The organism is Methylocystis sp. sgz306128 (assembly GCF_056032725.1).
Window position 1 is genome coordinate 1 of the sequence record NZ_JBVYWO010000010.1, and the last position, 19,375, is coordinate 19,375.

The 19,375-nt window shown below is 57.9% G+C and carries 17 protein-coding genes; 2 read left to right on the forward strand and 15 right to left on the reverse strand.

All coding sequences use genetic code 11. The features are described 5' to 3' along the window. Positions 1 to 496 precede the first annotated feature (496 nt). The 8 genes from AC0N03_RS13660 to AC0N03_RS13695 form a co-directional block, all read right to left on the reverse strand. Entirely contained in the window at positions 497 to 1,678 is a 1,182-nt protein-coding gene (locus AC0N03_RS13660; RefSeq protein WP_474289366.1) for a Gfo/Idh/MocA family protein, read from the reverse strand. Positions 1,679 to 1,719: 41 nt separating this feature from the next. Beyond that, a complete protein-coding gene (locus AC0N03_RS13665; protein WP_474289367.1) occupies positions 1,720 to 2,775 on the reverse strand; it encodes a sugar phosphate isomerase/epimerase family protein in 1,056 nt (351 codons plus the stop codon). A gap of 20 nt (positions 2,776 to 2,795) precedes the next feature. Next, on the reverse strand, positions 2,796 to 3,116 hold the full coding sequence (locus AC0N03_RS13670; RefSeq protein ID WP_474289368.1) for a putative quinol monooxygenase: 321 nt from the start codon (positions 3,114 to 3,116) through the stop codon (positions 2,796 to 2,798). Then, positions 3,113 to 4,081: an ABC transporter permease gene (locus AC0N03_RS13675; protein WP_474289369.1), complete on the reverse strand. Its 969-nt coding sequence runs from the start codon at positions 4,079 to 4,081 to the stop codon at positions 3,113 to 3,115. Before AC0N03_RS13675 ends, AC0N03_RS13670 begins: the two co-directional genes overlap by 4 nt. After that, positions 4,074 to 5,651, reverse strand: a complete 1,578-nt coding sequence (locus AC0N03_RS13680; protein WP_474289370.1) for a sugar ABC transporter ATP-binding protein — start codon at positions 5,649 to 5,651, stop codon at positions 4,074 to 4,076. Before AC0N03_RS13680 ends, AC0N03_RS13675 begins: the two co-directional genes overlap by 8 nt. Further along, positions 5,630 to 6,799, reverse strand: a complete 1,170-nt coding sequence (locus AC0N03_RS13685) for a levoglucosan dehydrogenase (RefSeq protein WP_474289371.1) — start codon at positions 6,797 to 6,799, stop codon at positions 5,630 to 5,632. The genes AC0N03_RS13680 and AC0N03_RS13685 overlap by 22 nt, the downstream gene beginning before the upstream one ends. A 71-nt stretch (positions 6,800 to 6,870) precedes the next feature. Next, a complete protein-coding gene (locus tag AC0N03_RS13690; RefSeq protein WP_474289372.1) occupies positions 6,871 to 7,998 on the reverse strand; it encodes a substrate-binding domain-containing protein in 1,128 nt (375 codons plus the stop codon). Between the two features lie 38 nt (positions 7,999 to 8,036). Beyond that, positions 8,037 to 8,867, reverse strand: coding sequence for a sugar phosphate isomerase/epimerase family protein (locus tag AC0N03_RS13695; RefSeq protein ID WP_474289373.1), 831 nt, complete (start codon positions 8,865 to 8,867; stop codon positions 8,037 to 8,039). Positions 8,868 to 9,278: 411 nt separating this feature from the next. Between AC0N03_RS13695 and AC0N03_RS13700 the strand changes: the two genes are divergently transcribed. Together AC0N03_RS13700 and AC0N03_RS13705 are read left to right on the forward strand one after the other, a co-directional pair. Then, positions 9,279 to 10,700, forward strand: a complete 1,422-nt coding sequence (locus AC0N03_RS13700; protein ID WP_474289374.1) for an ROK family protein — start codon at positions 9,279 to 9,281, stop codon at positions 10,698 to 10,700. Positions 10,701 to 10,760: 60 nt separating this feature from the next. Continuing rightward, positions 10,761 to 11,831 carry a substrate-binding domain-containing protein gene (locus AC0N03_RS13705; protein ID WP_474289375.1) on the forward strand — a complete coding sequence of 357 codons (1,071 nt, stop codon included), beginning with the start codon at positions 10,761 to 10,763 and terminating at the stop codon, positions 11,829 to 11,831. A gap of 8 nt (positions 11,832 to 11,839) precedes the next feature. Here the strand turns inward: AC0N03_RS13705 and AC0N03_RS13710 are convergent, their stop codons facing one another. The 7 genes from AC0N03_RS13710 to AC0N03_RS13740 form a co-directional block, all read right to left on the reverse strand. Further along, positions 11,840 to 12,841: a Gfo/Idh/MocA family protein gene (locus tag AC0N03_RS13710; RefSeq protein WP_474289376.1), complete on the reverse strand. Its 1,002-nt coding sequence runs from the start codon at positions 12,839 to 12,841 to the stop codon at positions 11,840 to 11,842. Positions 12,842 to 13,027: 186 nt separating this feature from the next. Further along, positions 13,028 to 14,092 (reverse strand): ABC transporter ATP-binding protein, encoded by a 1,065-nt coding sequence (locus AC0N03_RS13715; RefSeq protein ID WP_474289377.1) that lies wholly within the window; start codon positions 14,090 to 14,092, stop codon positions 13,028 to 13,030. 17 nt (positions 14,093 to 14,109) lie between these two features. Beyond that, positions 14,110 to 14,940: a carbohydrate ABC transporter permease gene (locus AC0N03_RS13720; protein ID WP_474289378.1), complete on the reverse strand. Its 831-nt coding sequence runs from the start codon at positions 14,938 to 14,940 to the stop codon at positions 14,110 to 14,112. A 1-nt stretch (position 14,941) separates the two neighbouring features. Continuing rightward, positions 14,942 to 15,880: a carbohydrate ABC transporter permease gene (locus AC0N03_RS13725; RefSeq protein ID WP_474289379.1), complete on the reverse strand. Its 939-nt coding sequence runs from the start codon at positions 15,878 to 15,880 to the stop codon at positions 14,942 to 14,944. Beyond that, positions 15,877 to 17,298 (reverse strand): ABC transporter substrate-binding protein, encoded by a 1,422-nt coding sequence (locus tag AC0N03_RS13730; protein WP_474289380.1) that lies wholly within the window; start codon positions 17,296 to 17,298, stop codon positions 15,877 to 15,879. Before AC0N03_RS13730 ends, AC0N03_RS13725 begins: the two co-directional genes overlap by 4 nt. Before the next feature lie 59 nt (positions 17,299 to 17,357). Then, the gene (locus AC0N03_RS13735) at positions 17,358 to 18,200 is read right to left on the reverse strand and encodes a sugar phosphate isomerase/epimerase family protein (RefSeq protein ID WP_474289381.1); all 843 of its coding nucleotides are present in this window, start codon (positions 18,198 to 18,200) and stop codon (positions 17,358 to 17,360) included. A gap of 12 nt (positions 18,201 to 18,212) precedes the next feature. Next, complete coding sequence (locus tag AC0N03_RS13740; protein WP_474289382.1) at positions 18,213 to 19,235, reverse strand: zinc-binding dehydrogenase; 1,023 nt, start codon at positions 19,233 to 19,235, stop codon at positions 18,213 to 18,215. Positions 19,236 to 19,375 lie beyond the last annotated feature (140 nt).

Genomic DNA, 19,375 nt, shown 5'->3' on the forward strand with positions numbered 1-19,375 from the left:
CGCCAACCGGGACAGAGCCAGTTTCATGCCACAAACCGCATGCTGCCGGTGGATGACGGCTTTTGGCAACATTTCATCGCCAGCCTGTTCGACGATAAGATTCCATAATATTGGATTGCGTCTGCTGGCAATCCAGATTGCAATGTCGGATCAATCCGCGATCTTGCCCCTCAGTCCTCGCAGCGGCTGCGTCTTTCGTTGTGCGAGCGGGACAAAGCGAGATGAAAATCCGGGTCCATTCCAGATGACGAACCCGCCCGACGATCTGCTCTTCCCAGATCCGGGAACCCTTCAGCTTGTCCGTCGCATCCAGCGACGGACCCGGCAAGATTTTCACCGGAGATTTAGCGTCTCAGGCAGCCAGCTCAAAATTGACCAATTTCGAGAGAGCAGATCAAGGCCGTTCTCGAACAACCAGCAGGATCATATCCGCTCCATGTCGATTGAACCGGCGCCAAGCTTAAGGAGCAAATTCCCGGTCGGCTTCATGAATAAATCAAACCGCGTTTGAAAGCCTCACCCACCGGCCGTCCTTTTTCGCGGAAGCAACGGCGGCTTCGATAAAGGCCATGCCCTTGAGGCCGTCCTCGAGGCCGGGGAAGGCGACGGCCGGATCTGACGCGGCGCCGGTGCGCGCCGCGCGGATGGCGCGGGCGACCTCGGTGTAGATATTGGCGAAGCCCTCCAGATAGCCCTCCGGATGTCCGCCCGGAATGCGGGTGACGCGGGCCGCCGCCGCGCCCGTTCCCGGCCCACCGCGCGTCAACAGAACCTGCGGCTTGCCAAGCTGCGACCAAACAAGCACGTTCGGATTGGCCTGCACCCATTCGATCGCGCCCTTCGTGCCATAGACACGCACCTTCAGCCCGTTCTCGTGGCCCATTGCCACCTGGCTGACCCACAACATGCCGCGCGCACCATTGGCATAACGCAGCATGATCTGGCAATTGTCGTCCAGCCGCCGCCCCGGCACGAAGGTCGTCAGTTCCGCCGACAGCTGCGCCACCGGAATCTGCGTGATGAAATCCGCCAGGTTATAAGCATGGGTGCCGATGTCGCCGATGGACCCGCCCGCGCCCGACCGTGCCGGATCGGTGCGCCAGGCCGCCTGTTTCTGCCCCGTCGCCTCGATATTCTCGGCCAGCCAGTCCTGTGGATATTCCACCTGCACAAGGCGGATCTCGCCAAGTTCGCCAGCCGCCACCATCTCGCGCGCCTGCCGCACCAGCGGATAGCCGGTGTAATTATGCGTCAGGGCGAATATTCTGCCTGATTTTTCCACTGCCGCGCGCAGCTTCAGGCCTTCCTTCAGGCTCAGGGCCAGCGGCTTGTCGCAGATGACATGGATGCCCGCCTTCAGAAAGGCCAGCGCCGGCGCCACATGCATATGATTGGGCGTGACGATCGCCACCGCTTCGATGCCGTCTTTGCGCCGCGCCTCGCGCCTTGCCATGTCCTCGTAGGTCGCATAGGTGCGTTTGGGGTCGAGGCCGAGCGCCGCGCCCGAGCGCAAGGCCTTTTCCGGCGTCGAGGACAGCGCCCCTGCCACCAGTTCATACTGATCGTCGATGCGCATGGCGATGCGGTGCACCGCGCCGATAAAAGCCCCCTCGCCCCCGCCGACCATGCCGATGCGGATGCGGCCGCCGCCAGCCTCATTGCGTGCTTCAATGGTCATGGAAACTCCCTTTAATTCTTGTTCTTGTTTATCTTTTTCTATTACAGCCCAAGAAAGCGATTGACCTGCTGCTGGTTCACCGCGGTGCCCGCAAAATCGTCAAAAGCGCGTTCGGTGACATGAATCAAGTGATTCTTGATGAATTCCGCCCCTTCGCGCGCTCCGTCCTCGGGATGTTTCAGACAGCACTCCCACTCCAGCACCGTCCAGCTTTTATAATCATACTGGGCCATTTTCGAGAAAACGCCGGCAAAATCAACCTGTCCGTCACCCAAAGAGCGGAAGCGCCCGGCGCGATCGATCCAGCTTTGGTAGCCGGAATAGACGCCTTGCCTGCCGGTGGGGTTAAATTCGGCGTCCTTGACGTGAAAAGCCTTGATCCGTTCGTGATAGATGTCGATGAAAGCAAGATAATCGAGTTGCTGCAACACAAAATGCGACGGATCGTAGTTGATATTGGCGCGCTTGTGGCCCTTCACCGCATCGACGAACATCTCAAAAGTTACGCCGTCGAACAGGTCCTCTCCGGGATGGATTTCATAGCAAACGTCACAGCCGGCATCATCATAGGCATTCAGGATCGGCAGCCAGCGCTTGGCCAGCTCCCTGAAAGCGGTCTCGATCAGGCCTTGCGGACGCTGCGGCCAGGGATAGGCAAAGGGCCAGGCGAGCGCGCCGGAGAAGGTCACGGTTGCGGTGAGGCCAAGGTTTTTCGAGGCCTTGGCAGCAAAAAGCAACTGCTCGCTGGCCCAGGCCTGACGCGCGGTCGGATTGCCACGTACGCTGGCGGGAGCAAATCCGTCAAACGCTTCGTTAAAGGCCGGATGCACAGCGATCAGCTGGCCCTGCAAATGCGTTGAAAGTTCGGTTATCTCAAGGCCATGGCTTGCGGCGACACCGGCGATTTCGTCGCAATAGGTCTTTGAATTCGCGGCCTGGGCCAGATCGAACAGGCGTCCGTCCCAGGTCGGGATCTGAACACCCTTGTAGCCAAGGCCCGAAGCCCATTTGCAGATGGACTCCCATGAATTGAACGGCGCCGCATCTCCCGCGAATTGTGCCAGAAATATCGCCGGACCTTTAAGGTTAGAGGGCATAATATTCTCCCGACACTATATTATTGCGAGTTGACGTCGCGTTCGCTCAGCATGTCCAGAAATCGGATATTTACCGGTTCGGCCAGAAGCTCATCAACGCGCTGCATCAGCGGATGCAGATGCGGCTGCTGCAAATGCCAATCCAGCGCTGCCTTGTCGACGAAATTTTCATAAAAGACAAAAACATTCGGATCATTCTTGTCGCAATGAAAGTCGTAAGAAATGCAGCCTTTTTCTGCCCGGGTCGGAGCGACCTGCGCCATCAGAATGTGAAAAAGTTCCTCGCGCTTTTCGGGCTTCGCGACAACAGTGCCGATAATCGTACAGCTGGGCTTTTTCATGATTTTTTCCTGTTCTGGCTGATGGCGACTGCCAGAATGATGATGGCGCCGCGGGCAATCAGCTGCTGGCTGAATTCGAGGCCCATAAGAATGAGGCCGTTATTGATGAGGCCGATCATCAGAGCGCCCATGATCGAGCCGATCACCGTGCCTTTGCCGCCGAAAAGGCTGGTGCCGCCCAGCACGGCTGCGGCAATGACCGAAAGTTCGTCGCCCTCACCGAGTTGGAAGCGACCGGATTGCAGACGTCCGGCATAAAGCATGCCGGCAATGGCCGCGGCCATGCTGGAAATGATCAGCACCTGATATTTGATTGTGGCTGTCCTGATGCCGGAATAGCGTGCGGCTGTTTCGCTGCCGCCTGTTGCCAGCACCCAGCGCCCGAATGTCGTCTTGCGCAGCACGATATGGCCAACCACACAGGCCGCAAGTGTCCAGAACAGCAAAACCGGAACAGGTCCGATATTGCCGCCGCCAAAGAACCAGCTGTAATTGCGCGACAGGATGGGGATAGCCTTGGTGTCGCTGATCCACATGGCGACGCCCTTCGCAATTCCCATCATCGCCAAGGTGGTCAGAAAGGAAGGAATGCCGACCCTTGTCGTCAATGCGCCATTAACGAGGCCGGCGGCAAAGCCGGTCAGAAGGCCGAAAGCGATGCCGGCGAACGGTCCGCCAAAATCCATACCCAACGCGGTCGTCACCGACACAAGCCCGGCGACGGCTCCGATGGAAAGGTCGATCTCGCCCGCAGAGAGCACATAGGTCATGGCCACAGCCATGACCGAGATCATTGCCGTCTGGCGCACAATATTCAGAAGATTGGTCGTCTCCAGAAAGCCGCGCTCGCCGAGCGTGATCGAAAAGAAGATGAAGATAGCGACAAAACCGAGATAGATAATGTTTTGACGCCAATTACCCGCAACCCATTGCAGGGGGGAAATACCAGTTGAAACATTAGCCATTGGCGCGAACCTCCTGCAGCATTTTTTGTAATTGGCGCTCCGCATATTGCAGATCGCGGCTCCCGTCTGATTCGGGATGGTCAAAGCCGTCACGGGTAAGATCGCGTACGACAGCACCGTCCGACATCACCAGAATGCGGTCGCAGGCGGCGAGCAATTCGGTCAGTTCGGATGAAATCATGATGACAGCCCGCCCCTGACGCGCGAGATCACGGACCAGCATAATGATCTCAGACTTGGAGCCGATATCAATGCCCGAGGTCGGCTCGTCCAGGATAACGATGCGCGGATCGGTTGCCAGCCATTTGCCCAGCACCACCTTCTGCTGATTGCCGCCCGAGAGAGTCCGCACAGCTGCCAGTGCGGACGCCGTCTTTATCTTCAACGAGGAAATTTTCCCGCCGACGAGATCCGACGAGCGCCGGGCCGAGATCCAGCCCCGGGACGAGATGCGATCAAAAATCGACAGACAGATATTATCCGCCACACTGTGCTCAAGCACCACGCCCTGACGCAGGCGATCTTCGGGAATGAGTGCAATCCCATGCCGAATGGCATCGGCTGGCGAGCCGATATCAACCGGCTTATCGTTAATGAGAATTTGACCGGCGGCTTTCGGGTCAATACCGAATAAAAGGCGCGCCATAGCGCTGCGCCCGCTGCCAAGGAGGCCGGCGACGCCGATAACCTCGCCGGCATGCACCTTGAGATCGAGATTGAGCGGCTTATGGACGCCTGAAACATTTTTGAGTTCGAGCAGAACTTCGCTGCGTCTGGTATTTTCACGCTCAATTCCGGCAAGGCCGCGCGACTGTTTACCGACAATATATTCTATGATCGACTCCAGACTGAGTTCGCTCAAAGGCGCTGTCAGAACATGGCGTCCGTCACGCAAAATGGTGGCGCGGTCGGCAATGCGCATGATTTCATCCATGCGATGCGATACATAGATGATCGCGACGCCCTCGGCCTTGAGGCGCATGAGAAAGGCAAAGAGCCTGTCGACATCGTGCGCCGAAAGGGCTGTGCTTGGTTCATCGAGAATAAGCACACGGGCCTTTTGCGAAATGGCCTTGACGATTTCAGTCAACTGGCGCTGGCCCGCCCCAAGGTCGCCCGCAAGTGCTTTAGGGTCAACCTCGACATCCAACGCCGCAAACAGTTCACGCGAGCGCTTCACCGCCTCGGCGTCGTCGATGAAGCCAAGCCCGCCCTTGATCTCGTGAGTAAGGAAAATGTTCTGCGCCACCGTCAGGGTGGGAATGAGGCTCATCTCCTGAAAGATCATGCCGATGCCGGCGCGGCGCGATTCTTCTGGCGTATGGGCGCGCAACGTCTCGCCATAAACTTCGATCGTGCCGCTGTCCGGGGCGTGGACGCCTCTCAGGACTTTGAGAATGGTGGATTTGCCTGCGCCATTGCCGCCGAGAAGCGCGTGAATTTCGCCGCTGCGAACTTCGAAATTCACGTCGCTGAGCGCATTCACGCCGCCGAAGGACTTGGTGACGCCCTTCATCAGCACCGCAATGTCTGATGCGCCTCGGGCGGTCAATTGGCTACCTGCACCCATTTTTCGCTCCGTCCCGATTCGAGAATGGCATCGGCGATCAGGGAAATGCGGTATCCATCTTCGAAATTCGGCGATGGCTGCTGCCCGCTCATGATCGCTTTGAAGAAATCATAGCATTCGATGATCTTGGTTTCACCATAGCCGATGCCAAGAGCCGGAATGGGCCAGAGGCCTTCGCCATAAGGATGCGCCGGTCCCGTGTAGACCGTTCTGAAGCCGCGTGCATCAGCCGGATCGTCGGCGAACATGACCTGCAGTTCGTCCATGCGCTCATAATTGAAGGCAATGGAACCCCTGTCGCCGTGAATTTCAAAGGTAAGAAAATTGTTGCGGCCATAGGCATTACGTGTGGCCTCGATGGAGCCGACCGCGCCATTGCTGAAGCGCAGCAGCGTGATCATCTCGTCATCGACATCGACCACCGCTTTCGGACCTGCCCCCGATTTGTCGGAAGCCGCGAGCTTGTCGACGCCGCCGCTCTGCACCGGGCGCTCCCTGATAAAGGTATGCACCATTGCGTTGACAGCAGAAATCTCGCCCACCAGATAGCGGGCAAAATCAACAACATGGGTGCCGATATCACCTACTGTACCAGATCCGGCGATTTTCTTGTCGAAGCGCCAGGATTTCGGCCCGTTCGGATCGGCCGACCAGTCCTGCAGATAGGTGCCGCGGAAATTGAGGATCTTGCCGATACGGCCTTCTTCAATGAACTTCTTGGCGAGAGCCACCGCCGGAGTGCGGCGATAATTGAAGGCGACCATATGAACGACCCCCGACGCTTTCGCGGCATCGTACATGGTGCGCGCTTCCGCGCCGGTGCGGGCAAGCGGCTTCTCGCAAATGACGTGCTTTCCGGCCTTCAGGGCAGCAATGGCAATTTCGGCATGCGAGTCATTGGGCGTGACAATGTCCACGACATCAATGTCGGGACGGATGACCACCGACTTCCAATCCGCGCTGGATTCATCAAAACCAAGACGCTCGGCCCCTGCTTTGGCGAGGTCGGCATTGACGTCGACCAGAACCTTGCGGCGCGGAACCGCCGGGGCCGGTGAGAAAAACATCGGCATGGCCGCATAGGCCAGAGCATGGGCCTTGCCCATGAATCCGCCACCAATCATGGCGACATTAAGCGTCTTGGTCATGAGATCATTCCATATCGAAAAGAAAAGAGTGGCCGGCTAAGGGAGAAAAAATGCCGGCCACCTGGGGAGAGCTAGTTCATGCTGGCCTTGATCTTGGCCGTTGCATCGGTGTGGTAGATTTCTTTCCAGGCATTGAGCAATTGGCTCTTCTCGATCGGCGCGGCCGGGAGCGCGACATAGGCCGGCGCTTTCTTTCCGAGCAGGCCATAGCCAGCCAGAAGCGCTTCAGTGACGCCCTGATCATAGGGGCGCTGCGCAGCAATGCCCTTGATCATGCCGCCCCGCGCCATTTCAATGGCAACGTTCTCGCCAAGATCCTGTGTAATGATGATAAGGTTATTGTCGCGCCCTGCGGCACGGGCGGCAGCCATGACGCCTTCAGCAGGAACATCCCAAACGGACCATATGCCCTTGACCGTCGGATGCGCGGTGAGAATGGCACCAGCAGCCTTTTCGGCATCGCCAGCAAAATCGGGGCCGCCGATGCCCTGCTCGCCAACAATCTTGATATCTGGGTAATCCTCCAGGATGGTCTTCTTGAAACCATCATAGCGCTGCTTGGTGACGAAGAAATCAGCCGCATGGAAGACAAGGCCGATCTCGCCCTTGCCGCCAAGCGCCTTTGCCATCAGATGGGCAGCGGCCACGCCATTGCCGTAATTATCCGCTGAAACCGAGCTGACATAATCCTTGCCCGCAACAAAGCCAGCTGGGACATTGTCCATGAACACCAGCTTCACACCCTGCTCGGCGGCAGCCTTGTAAGCAGCGGCAGTAGCAACCGCATCTGTCGGGATAGAAACGATAATGGATGGGTGCTGGGCCAGCACGGTTTCAAGGTCGGAGACCTGCTTTTCCGGCTTGAAACCGGCATCGGTCACGGCAATTACCTTGATGCCCATGACTTCAAACTGAGCCTTCAAGGCTTTCATCTGAGCCTGCGACCAGTCATTGCCGCCATAATGAAACACGAGCGCGGCGGTTGCATGCATCGCCTTGATCTTGGCCAGCTCGTCATCAGTAAGCTTGACGGCGGAAGCGGCGGTCGGCTCTTCCTTATTGGGGCCGACGCTCAGCACCTTGGTGGCGAGCGCCTTCAGCGCCGCGTCCGGATCGGTCGCATAGGCCGAAGACGCAAAGCACGAAACCGACATAGCCACGGCAGCAACGCCGCTCAGAAACACGCGTTTGTTTATCATTTTTTCCTCCATTGAAATTGCGTTATATTTTTCAGGCTTCACGCCTGTTCTTCAAAACGGCGCAGAAACTCCATGCTTCGGCGCGCGCCCTCTCTGGGGTCAGGCCAGCTATCAAGCTCGGCCGCAATCCATCCCGAAAATCCGATATCCTTGATGGCGGCAACTATGGCGGCCATATCCAGCGTACCTTCGTCCAGCGGCGTGAACGCGAAAGGCTCGCTTTGCCAACCCTTAAGGTGAATGTAGGAAATGCGCTTGGCATGCTCGCGGATCATCGCCGGCACATCGCCTCCTGCGGCAGCCAGATGCGCGGTATCGGGGCAGAAATCTATGGAAGTTTGCGAGAATATCTTTCGCACCTCCTCCGGCCCCTCGACGATGGTCGAGAGATGCGGGTGATAATGTCCGCGCAGTCCATATTGCCGGGCCAGCGCGGCGACTTTGTCGAGCGCAGCGCCAAGCTTCCTGAAATCGTCAGGCTGCAGGCCGCGGGCACGCTTGGCACCGCCGCCAACGACAAGATGCTCCGCCCCAAGCTCGGCCGCGGCGCGGGCACCGCGCTCAATACGGGCCATTTCCTCATCGAGAATATCCTCGAAAATGAAATTGGCCCCGGCATATGTAGCAACCAGCTGCAGGTGATTGGCGTCAAGCACGCGGCGCAGATCGCCAAGACGGCCTTCATAGTCAAGCAGGTTGCCGTCAAACAGCTCGATGCCTGAATAGCCGCAGGCGGCGATATCCGCCATGGCGCGCTCCATGTCGCCGAACGTGCGGTAAGTAAGCTGCGTGATTGAGGTGACACCCACGGCATTGCCGCCCAGCGGACCCCAGCAGTTGGCGTGATAGGCTTTCTTCCAAGCCGACATTTTTCGCTCCCTGAAAACTGTTTCACATGAACCTGACCGCAATGGGATTCCATAAACGGGGCAGAACACATCATTTGTTGTTGATGGGATTTAAATTCCATTTTCTGCAAAAGTCAAACATAAAAATGCAAAAGATTATAAATTTTATGCAGAACAAAATTTTATATGTTGAAAATTGTCCGAACTGCCTTTAAAATCGACAAAACGGTTGGAAAAATGATCCCATCAATCCAACTTGTTGCAATTTTCGGCTTTTCATCGGTCTGGTCGACGTTAATATCCCGTGATCAGACTGTGAGAATCGCTCGCCATAATCCTCTCGCCCTCACAAGGCGCGAGGCCGTCGTTATGAAACGAGCCGGTCAAATTTAACCAGTTTTGATCTGGAGAACGAAGGAAAGTCGGTCCAAAATGGACATTTCGGGGAATATGCGCGAGCAGATTACCAGCACGGGCCCTTATCTGATGCGCCCCGGCCTTCGCCCCGCCAAGCCGGTTAGCGCGGAGCAACGCAGCCTTGCGCTCATCCTCGATCTTATCCGGACAGGTGATGCCAACACGCGCCTTGAACTTGAGCGTGTCTCGGGCCTTGGCCGTGCCATCGTTGCCGACAGACTTGCAACGCTCTCGGAACTGGGGCTGATCCACGAGGGTGAAACCGGTCCGGCAAGTGGTGGCAGAGCGCCGCGCAACTCGCGATTCAACGATCTGGCCGGCATATTCATGGTCGCGATTCTGCGACAGTCGACGATAGGCATAGCGCTGGCCGATCTGTCTGGCCGGTTACTTATCGAACATCATGAAGCCTCCGATACAACCTCGGATCCGGCGCCAATTTTAAAGCGGCTGTGCACGTTGTTTGACTGGGCGCGGGAACAGCAACCGAAGGATCAGGCGATCTGGGGCATAGGCATCACGGTCGAAGGCGCCGTCGAGCCCTCGGAAGGGCAGCCTTTCACCTCGCCCAGCCTGCCCTTCATGCCCAACTGGGACGGCTTTCGCTTTGTCGAAAAGCTTGTCGCCCGGTATGAAGCACCCGTATGGGTGCGCAGCAGCACGCAGATGATGACCCTTGGCGAACTGCGTTCCGGCATCAGCACGGGTGTGCTCGACATGCTTTATGTCGACATTGGCCAGGACATTTCTGCAGGAATCGTCTGTGACGGCAGGCTTTATCGCGGTGCGCAGGGCGGTGCGGGCCTGATCGGCCATATCGCTGTCTCCGATGATCCGCAATTCACCTGCAAATGCGGCAATATCGGCTGTCTGGAGGCCGTGGCCGGTTCCGACGTCCTGATTCGCGCCGCAATGCGCGCCGTGCAGGAGGGCCGCAGCCCGCTGCTGGCCGAAGCGCTGGCCGTGAATGACGAGATCACCACCACGGACATTGCCGCCGCCGCCGTCATTGGCGATACGTTCTGCGCCGATTTGCTGGCCCGCACCGGCCGCCTTGTCGGCTACACTCTGGCGGCGCTTACGAACTCCTACAATCCTTCGCTGATCGTTCTGGGCGGCGCGCTGGCTCAAAGCAGCGACATTCTGCTGGCGGCGGTGCGCGAGGCCGTCTATCGCCGCTCGCATCCGCTGGTCAGCCGCGACCTGCGCATCGTGCGCTCGCAGATGGGCAGCTCGGCCGCGTTAGTGGGCGCGGCCATTTCGGTGGCCGATGAGACTTTCGAGCCGTATACGCTCAGCGCCTGGGTAAACTTTGCCTCGCCGCTGAAGCATCCTGATGTCCAGACGTCGATTAAACGCACAAAACAAATCGTCGGGAACATCCATAATCCGCCGATGCCCCCTGCTCCTCTTCATATCTCCGCGCTCAATCCCTGACCGGCGCGATGTCGCGTCGGCAAGGCCTTGTTCTGGTGTCGAAAATGAACCATCCTATCCATGTCATCTGTATCCGAGAGTCTTAGAAACATGGCCATTGCAGGTCTTGGTCCTCATGGGGAACGCGCCGTTCCCCCTTCCTTGCTCAGATTGTCGGAAGAGGACACTGCCAGGGCGCGCGAGGCCCGGTTCACGATTGCCATTGTCCTGCATACGACGACCAGCGACTGGGCCAAGCAGCAGCTTGCCGGACTGGTGGCCACATTCGGCTATTGCTCGGCTGTTGTTATTGAGGTTGTCGATTGCAATTTCGATACTGCGGCTCAGATTGAAGCATTGAACCGGCTGGTTGCCGAGCGGCCTGACGCGATCATATCAATCCCCATCGGCAACAAAGCGGTGGCGGAGGCGCATCGGCAAATCCAGAATGCCGGAATCAAGCTCATTCTGATCGACAATGCCCCAACCGGTCTGCTGCCGGGGAAGGATTATGTCACGGTTATTTCCGCAGACAATTTCGGCCTGGGTCAGTTGGGCGCTGAACTGCTTTCGCCGCATGTGCGTCAGGGAGAAGCCATCGGCCTGCTTTCATATGGCGTGGATTTCTTCGCCACCAACCAACGCGACATCGCCTTTCGCAAATGGATGGAAGCCAAACGTCCCGACCTTGTCGTCAAACAGGCAAAATTCCCGGATGTAAAATCAGTTGCTTCGGTGACGGAGCGGTTTGTCGAGTCCACCCCTGAATTAAAGGGCATGTTCATCGTCTGGGACGAGCCGGCCATGCAGGCCGTCGAAGCGCTGCGCCGAAAATCCGCTTTAATCCCCGTGACCACGATCGATCTCGGCAATGATGCAGCCATCGACATGGCCGGCAGCGGACTGATCAAGGGAATTGGCGCGCAGCAGCCCTATAATCTGGGTGTATCGCTGGCCAATGCCACGATTCTGTCGCTGCTTGGCCGCGAACTGCCGCCGTGGATCGCCATGCCCGGCCTTGCCGTAACGCCGGAAAATGTTGTCGAAACCTATCAGACTGTCTGGCACAGCCCTGCCCCGCCGAAGCTTATCAAGGCATGGCGCAAGTCAATTCACCGCGACAAGTCAAAACATCAGGAAAAGAAGGCCTGAGAGCGGGCTCAGAGCCGGACTTCCCTGCCCTCCAGCGCCGATTGCGCGAAGGCATCGATCACGCGCATATTGGCGAGAGAATCCGAAGGCGGCAACGGCACGGGTGTTCCGTTCAGAACAGCCTCGGCAAAGGCCTCGACGATCAGCTGATAATGATCGACATCGGGCAGAATCTCCTCTGAACGATGGCCGTCCTTATCCATGGTAATAATCGCAGCCTCGCCGGTTCGCGTGCCAAGGCCAAGGATAAGTGCGCGCGGCGCTTCAATCACACCCTTGCGGCCGATGATGCGATACATGCCATTGGCCCAGCCTTCAAACGAGCAACTGACAAGTGCCGTGCGCCCTGCAGAAAATTCCAGCACGGCAGAGGCCGCAATATCGACGCCGGAAACCGGATCGATTTTCCACCAGGCCCGTATCGCGCGCGGTTCTCCGCCAAACAGCATCCGCGCAGAACTCACGATATAACAGCCCATATCCAGCAGCGCGCCGCCGCCAAGCTCTGGCCTCATCCGGATATTGGTGTAATCAGGCGGCGACATCAGGTCGACGGAGAGATGCGTCTGCACTTCGACAATGTCGCCGATGATGCCGCTCTCCAGCAATGCGCGCACGCGCTTGTGCTGGGGATGGAAGCGATACATGAAGCTTTCCATCAGAGGCACATTATGTTTGGCGAAGGCCTCGACAATCCGGCTGGCCTCGGCAAGGTTCAAAGCCAGCGGCTTTTCCAGCAATACCGCCTTTCCAGCCTCGGCGCAGCGGATGGCCCATTCCACATGCATGGAATTGGGCAGCGGGACATAAATGGCGTCGACCTCCGGATCAGCCAACATGGCCTCATAGGTCATGAGCCGTGCTTCACCATGCCTTGCCAATTTCTCCGGGTTGCGCGACCCCAGCGCGACGATCCGCCCATTTGAGCTGTTGTCGATCCCGGGCATGATCGCATCGCGTGCAATCCATGACGACGCACCCAAAATCCCCCACCGCAACTTTACGCCCATTTCGAACCTCCCCATGAAACCAGAGCACGATGTTTTTAAGTAGAAATGCGTTGTGAGCGTTCCTTCTCCCCGTTTTAACGGGGAGAAGGACAAGATGAAGGGCATAAATCATAAAAATGCCCCTCACCCCAACCCTCTCCCCGCATGCGGGGAGAGGGAGCCGTTTCAACCTAAAAACAGCATGCTCTAGCGCAAAGCCACCCCAGTAGCGGCGTCGAACAGGTGAATGGCCTCCGGTTTCGGCGAGAGTTTGATCACGTCATTCGCCTGCACATTGAGACGCTCGTGGAATACGGCCGTGACGGATTGCCCGGCAAACTGGCAGATGATCTGCATTTCAGCCCCGGTCGGCTCAACCACTACAATCTGGCTGGCAAGCCCGTTCTGGGCATCCAGCACAAAATGTTCCGGCCTGATGCCCAGTTTCACCGCACGGCCATGCGCCTCGCGCGGAGCGTTTTTAAGCGCGATCTCCGCGCCCGTTTCAGAGATGAAGGTCTGGCCCGAAGCATGAACCTGCCCCTCGATGAAATTCATCGCGGGCGAGCCGATAAAGCCGGCAACAAACTGGTTGGCCGGGCGGTCATAAAGCTCGAGCGGCGTGCCTATCTGTTCGACAATGCCGTCATGCAGCACTACGATGCGATCGGCCATTGTCATCGCCTCAATCTGGTCATGCGTGACATAGACAGTCGTTGTGCGCAGGCGCTGGTGCAGTTCCTTGATTTCGGTGCGCATCTGCACGCGCAGCTTGGCGTCAAGGTTGGAAAGCGGCTCGTCAAACAGGAAGACCTGCGGGTCGCGCACGATGGCCCTGCCCATGGCGACGCGCTGGCGCTGTCCGCCGGACAACTGGCCGGGACGACGATCGAGCAACTTTTCCAGTCCGAGAATTTTCGAGGCGCGCTCGGTGCGGCGGTTGATTTCCTCCTGCGGTACATTTTTCAGCCGCAGCGAGAAACTCATGTTTTCCGCCACTGTCATATGGGGATAAAGCGCGTAATTCTGGAAGACCATGGCAATGTCGCGTGATTTTGCCGGCAAATTGCTGACATCGCGATTTCCAATGATTATCTTGCCGGAGTTGAGCGTTTCCAGCCCCGCGATCATGCGCAGGAGCGTTGATTTACCGCAGCCCGACGGGCCGACCAGCACGACAAATTCACCATCGGCCACGTCGATGCTGACATCACGCACGACCGGCACCACGCCGTAGGATTTGACGACATTTTGAATTCCAAGCGAAGCCATTAGCGTTTCCTCAAAGATTATTTCACGGCGCCGAAGGTCAGGCCTTCAATCACACGGCGGCGCAGCAGAAGCGTAATGAGCAGGATGGGCGCCACCGTAACTGTTGCAGCGGCGGTCAGCGTGCCCCATTGCGTGCCATACATGTTGGTAAATTCGCTGATGCCAACCGGCGCGGTCTTGATGACCGAGCGGCTCAGTGTCAGGGCAAAGAGAAATTCGTTCCAGGCCAGCATGCCGGCGAGCAGGCTCGCAGACACAATGCTGGGCGTGAGCAGCGGCAGAACAATGTGCCAGATGATCTGGCCGCGCGAGGCGCCATCGACCATCGCGGCTTCTTCGATCTCGAATGGAATTTGCTTGATCGCCGAGCGCAGCATCCAGATCATCATCGGCAGGCCGAAGGCTGCATAGGGCACAACCAGCACCGGCCAGGTGTCGGTTAGGCCCAGACGCGAGGCAATGACAAAAACCGGGATAACAGAAACCGCGGGCGGAAACATGATGGTGGACAGAATCCAGTTGGCCGTCGCTTGCCGTCCGGCGAATTTCACCCGCGCCAGAGCATAGGCCGCCGGAACGGCCGCTGCCAGCCCCAGCAGCGTCGAGGCGAGCGTGACAATAATCGTATGGATCAGCAACACACCAAACACTTGGCTTGTATATGTATTGCCCGAGAGGACATCGCGGTAATTCTGCAATGTCGGCGCGAAATCCCAGACAGGCGGCAAAGCCTGCGCCAGTTCCGAGGGCTTGAACGAGGTCAGCAGCACCCAAAAAATGGGGAACATCACGATGACAAGCGCCAGCCATAAAACGGCGCGGGTAATGAGTTTTCCAAGCCAGCTCATGTCATTCTTCCATGATGTCGGTGCTTCGGCCAAGAATGGCGAGCAATTGTTTGGTGATCAGCGACAAAATCAGCAGAAAGACGATGCCCAAAGCCGACGCTGCCCCGACATCGAAATTCTGCAAGGCGATCCGGTAGATATCGAGGTTGATCACTTCCGTGGACGAACCCGGCCCGCCATTGGTCAGCACGAAAATGCTGCCGAAGGTTTTGAACGCCTCAATCGTGCGCAAAACGAAGGCAATGGCGATGAAGGGCCGCAAGAACGGCAGAGTAATATGCCAGAACAGGCGGATCGGCCCCGCGCCATCGATCATCGCAGCCTCTTTCGGCTCTGCCGGCACGCCGCTAAGGCCCGCAAGCAGGATTAGCGCGACAAAAGGCGTCCATTGCCAGACATCGAGCGCAATCACCGCTACCCAGGCCGTGAAGGGTTGCCCCAGCCAGTCTATCGGATCGGAGATGATGCCCCAGAGCTGCAAATAATAGTCGACCCAGCCGTAGGCAGGATCCAGAAGCACGCGAAACACAAGCGCCGAGACCACCGGCGCAACGCCAAGCGGGAGAATGAACAAGGCTGCCAGGAGGTTGGTTTCCGGGAACTTACGGTTGAGCAGCAGCGCCAGCCCGAGTCCGAACCCGAGTTCCAGCACGACAGATATAGCGACAAACTGGAACGTCGCCACCGCGCCCGACCAGTTCTCCGGGCTATTGAATACCCTGATATAATTCTGAAAGCCGACGAAGCCGGAGCCGGGGCCAAGCAGATTCTCATGGCGGAAGCTGACATAAAGCAGGTAAATCGCCGGAGCCACCGACATGATCAGCAGGATCGTCATGGCAGGCGATAGCATGAACCAGCCAAACCGCGCCTGTCCATTGGACGAAGAGCGGCTTTCAAGCCGCCCTTCTGCTGCAACAGGTGAAACCGAGGTTGTCATTTCACATAACCGGCTTGTTTCAACAGGTCGCGCACCTGATTGCCAGCCTCCTTCAAGGCCGCCTCTGGCTTGGCGGCGCCGCGCGCTGCATTGTTAACCGCGATCCAGATGGCGCGATCCACGTCACCATAATTCGAGAGGCGCGGACGACCTACGCCGACTGCCAGCGACTTGCCGAGAATATCATAGAAATTGCCCAGCTTGGCCGTAATCGCCGCATCCTTCAGCGCCTCAGCATAGACCGACTTGCGGGTGGGGTGAAGCTGCTTGGCCAGAGCCTTGGTTTGCACAGCGCTGCTGGTGAACCATTTGATCGCCTGATAGGCCCATTCCTTGTTTTTCGAGAAGGAGTTGACCGACAACATCCAGGTGCCGAAATGCGGGCCGATGCCGACACCCTGCGGCACGACGGCATAGGCCACCTCGCCCTTGACGCTGGGAGCGAGAGCCAGATCGTGATAATTCATGGTCATGGCTGTCAGGCCGTTACTGAACGACGTGGCAACTTCATCCCAGCTCGATGAAGTGGTACCCGGTGGCGTCACCTTCTTGCCGTTGATAAGATCGACGTAATAGGTCAGAGCCTTGACGCCTTCGGGCGAGTCGAATACCGGCTCGAAATTGTCACTGACCAGATGTCCGTCGCCGCCAAAGCCAGCGAGCAGGGTCTTGAAATCATCGGTTGCCCAGTCACCTGCTCCCGCCATAAGGGTGGTGCCCCATTGCCGCTTGGCCGGATTGGTGAAGAAAGCCGCGACGGCTGCAAATTCATCCCAGTTGGTCGGAACCGCGAGATCCTTGCCCGTCTTGGCCTTGAATGCGGCCTTATTGGCCGCATCGTCAAACAGATCCTTTCGATAAGCGAGCGTGAGCACATTGGCCTGCATCGGCAGGCCGAAAATGTCGAAGCCTCCAGCTTTGATCGCCGCCGGATCAATTGTCTCCGTCTTGTCAAAATGCTGATGGCTGGCGTCCTTCTTGTAGACTGCCGTATCGAAGAACACCTTGGCGATAAAGTCCTGAATGTTCAGGTCGCCAGAGGCAGCCGGATCCAGCACCATATTGGTGATCGGCTCGATCTTGTTGGTGAGCGCCGGCATCCAGGGCGTATCGATGATCATGATGTCATAATAGGAACTGCCGGAAGCCAGTTCGGCGAAGGTCTTCTGCTGCAGGGCATTGTAGGGCATCGTGTCGATCTTGATGTCGAACCCGAATGCCGCCTTGAAATCGCCTGCCGCGGCTTTGACCGCATCGGAATTGGCCTCGGCTGTCGCGTAAAGCATGGTCAGGCCGGTTGGCTTGGGCGCGGCCGCAAAGGCGCGGCTGGCGCCCATCACGCTGGCGCTGGTCAAGGCTGCAACGCCGGACATCAAAACGGCGCGACGTGTGAGGTGGATATTCGATTTGTCTGTCATTGTTTCCTCCCGAAATAAGCCAGCCTCCGGGGCCGGCCTGGTTATGAACAGGTCTGGGTTTATTTCAGCTGCTGCTCGATACTCTTGAGATAGGTGAGCGCCTTGCGGGCATAGAAATCCGGCTCGACACGGCGCGCGGCAAAGGCAATTTCCATGGTGAGATAGCCTTTGAACTCAATATCCTTAACGGCCTGAAGCACGCCATACCAATCGACAACACCATCGCCCGGCGCCTTGCGGTCGAGATCGGCGCAATGGATGTGATCGAGGTGCGGCGCCATCTCATAAACATAATCTGAGCTGACTTCGTTGCGATAAAGCGCGTGATAGGTATCGAACATCACCTTGACGTTGTCGCAGCCGCTGTCGGCGCGCAGGCTGAGCGCGTGAGCCGCTGTGTCGATCAGGTTTGAGTCGGCTGAAGTCGGCTCGATACAAATGGTAATACCTTTGTCAGCCGCATATTTGGCAATATCCTTAAGGGCCGTCAGGCTCCAGTCCCGCGCCTGCGCCGCATCAACGCCAAAAGAGCGCCAGCCGGCAATATAGAGCACCCGTTTCGAGCCAAGATCATGCGCCAGATCGACCACTTCCTTATAATGAGCGATGGTGGCCGCCCGCTCCTCAGCCAGCAATGAGGCCGGATTGTTGCCCGGCCCGCCGCCCGGCGCAGGAAGCAGGCTTGACGCGACCATGCCGACATCCGTAATCAGCTTGCGCAGATCAGAGCGATGGGTCTTGCTCAGATGCGCAGGCCATGCATGCGGCGCGGCACAGCCGATCTCGATCGCGTCATATCCCGCGCGGGCAATGCGACGGATGGTTTCTTCCAGCGAATAGGACGGCACCCAGACCGGGAAGCTGCCATAACACCACGTATTGAAGGAATATTTGAAGGGCATCTGCGTTTCCTCTCAAAAGACAAAGACGGCTTTTTCGGTCTTGCGCTCGTCAAACATGCGGAAGGCGGTTTCGGCTTCATCAATCTTGAACTGATGCGTGGCCAGGCGTTCCAGATCGATATTTTGCGAGGTCAGCACCTCGACGATTTCCGGATATTCCGCGACATTGAAATACCAGGAGCCAAAAAGCGTAAGCTGCTTGCGCAGCAATTGCTCGCTTGGGCGAATGGTTGTTTCCGCAGCCTCGCCTACGAAAGCCATCCGGCCGAACGGGCGCAGAGCGTCCAGCGCCATATTGTGAGCGATCTTGTTGCCGGAGCAGTCGATAGCGGCGTCAAGTCCATGCCCGTTGGTGAATTCGCGCAGTTTCGCAGCGGTGTCAGGCGCCGAAGGGTCGAGCGCCATGTCGGCGCCCAAGCTCTCGGCAAAGTGGCGACGTTCCTCAATAGGATCGAGCGCAACAACGCTGGCGCCCAGTGCCTTGGCCGCCAGAATTCCCGCAGAACCCATCGGTCCGAGACCCCAGATGCCCATCACAGATAGATGATTAAGCTGCAATTTCTTGGCGGCGCTGTAGAGCGTGCCGAAGGCGTCGGTCGAAATCGCCGCCGCGACATAGGACATGCTGTCCGGGATGGCGAGGCAATTACGCTCCGGAACGACAATATATTCAGCATTGCCGCCATCGGCTGTGAAGCCGATGCATTTCCATTCCGGGCAGATATGGTAATTGCCAGCGCGGCAATAGGCACATACGCCGCAACCGATAGCCAGATGAATGGCGATGCGATCGCCAGCCTTGAACTTGTTGACGCCCGTTCCAACGCGGGCAATGCGCCCGGCAGGCTCGTGGCCGGTAACGCATTTTCCCGCCGCATCGCCGCCGACGACCGCGTTACCATAATAGAGGCTCAGATCGCTGCGGCAGATGCAGGAGGCCTTGACTTCCACGAGCACCTCGCCCGGACCGGGCTCCGGCACCGCCACTGCGCGGATTTCCACGCGCTTGTTGCCGGGAAGAAATACGGCTTTCATCTTGCATCCTCCGCTCAGCGGCACAGCACGGCATTCGGAAAAACGGCCCATGACCGCTTCCGCCTGACATTTGCCCCAGTTCGGGGTGCCGCTCATTATTGTTATGGAGCCTCGGCACTCCGGCCTTTGCTCAGTTGCGC

What these genes read in the sequence shown, in the direction of transcription:
- AC0N03_RS13665 (WP_474289367.1), bottom strand. Translation starts at nt 2,775, where the DNA reads ATGCCCTCTAACCTTAAAGGTCCGGCGATATTTCTGGCACAATTCGCG.
- AC0N03_RS13685 (WP_474289371.1), bottom strand. Translation starts at nt 6,799, where the DNA reads ATGACCAAGACGCTTAATGTCGCCATGATTGGTGGCGGATTCATGGGC.
- AC0N03_RS13720 (WP_474289378.1), bottom strand. Translation starts at nt 14,940, where the DNA reads ATGAGCTGGCTTGGAAAACTCATTACCCGCGCCGTTTTATGGCTGGCG.
- AC0N03_RS13715 (WP_474289377.1), bottom strand. Translation starts at nt 14,092, where the DNA reads ATGGCTTCGCTTGGAATTCAAAATGTCGTCAAATCCTACGGCGTGGTG.
- AC0N03_RS13660 (WP_474289366.1), bottom strand. Translation starts at nt 1,678, where the DNA reads ATGACCATTGAAGCACGCAATGAGGCTGGCGGCGGCCGCATCCGCATC.
- AC0N03_RS13705 (WP_474289375.1), top strand. Translation starts at nt 10,761, where the DNA reads ATGTCATCTGTATCCGAGAGTCTTAGAAACATGGCCATTGCAGGTCTT.
- AC0N03_RS13675 (WP_474289369.1), bottom strand. Translation starts at nt 4,081, where the DNA reads ATGGCTAATGTTTCAACTGGTATTTCCCCCCTGCAATGGGTTGCGGGT.
- AC0N03_RS13725 (WP_474289379.1), bottom strand. Translation starts at nt 15,880, where the DNA reads ATGACAACCTCGGTTTCACCTGTTGCAGCAGAAGGGCGGCTTGAAAGC.
- AC0N03_RS13700 (WP_474289374.1), top strand. Translation starts at nt 9,279, where the DNA reads ATGGACATTTCGGGGAATATGCGCGAGCAGATTACCAGCACGGGCCCT.
- AC0N03_RS13730 (WP_474289380.1), bottom strand. Translation starts at nt 17,298, where the DNA reads ATGACAGACAAATCGAATATCCACCTCACACGTCGCGCCGTTTTGATG.
- AC0N03_RS13690 (WP_474289372.1), bottom strand. Translation starts at nt 7,998, where the DNA reads ATGATAAACAAACGCGTGTTTCTGAGCGGCGTTGCTGCCGTGGCTATG.
- AC0N03_RS13735 (WP_474289381.1), bottom strand. Translation starts at nt 18,200, where the DNA reads ATGCCCTTCAAATATTCCTTCAATACGTGGTGTTATGGCAGCTTCCCG.
- AC0N03_RS13695 (WP_474289373.1), bottom strand. Translation starts at nt 8,867, where the DNA reads ATGTCGGCTTGGAAGAAAGCCTATCACGCCAACTGCTGGGGTCCGCTG.
- AC0N03_RS13680 (WP_474289370.1), bottom strand. Translation starts at nt 5,651, where the DNA reads ATGGGTGCAGGTAGCCAATTGACCGCCCGAGGCGCATCAGACATTGCG.
- AC0N03_RS13670 (WP_474289368.1), bottom strand. Translation starts at nt 3,116, where the DNA reads ATGAAAAAGCCCAGCTGTACGATTATCGGCACTGTTGTCGCGAAGCCC.
- AC0N03_RS13740 (WP_474289382.1), bottom strand. Translation starts at nt 19,235, where the DNA reads ATGAAAGCCGTATTTCTTCCCGGCAACAAGCGCGTGGAAATCCGCGCA.
- AC0N03_RS13710 (WP_474289376.1), bottom strand. Translation starts at nt 12,841, where the DNA reads ATGGGCGTAAAGTTGCGGTGGGGGATTTTGGGTGCGTCGTCATGGATT.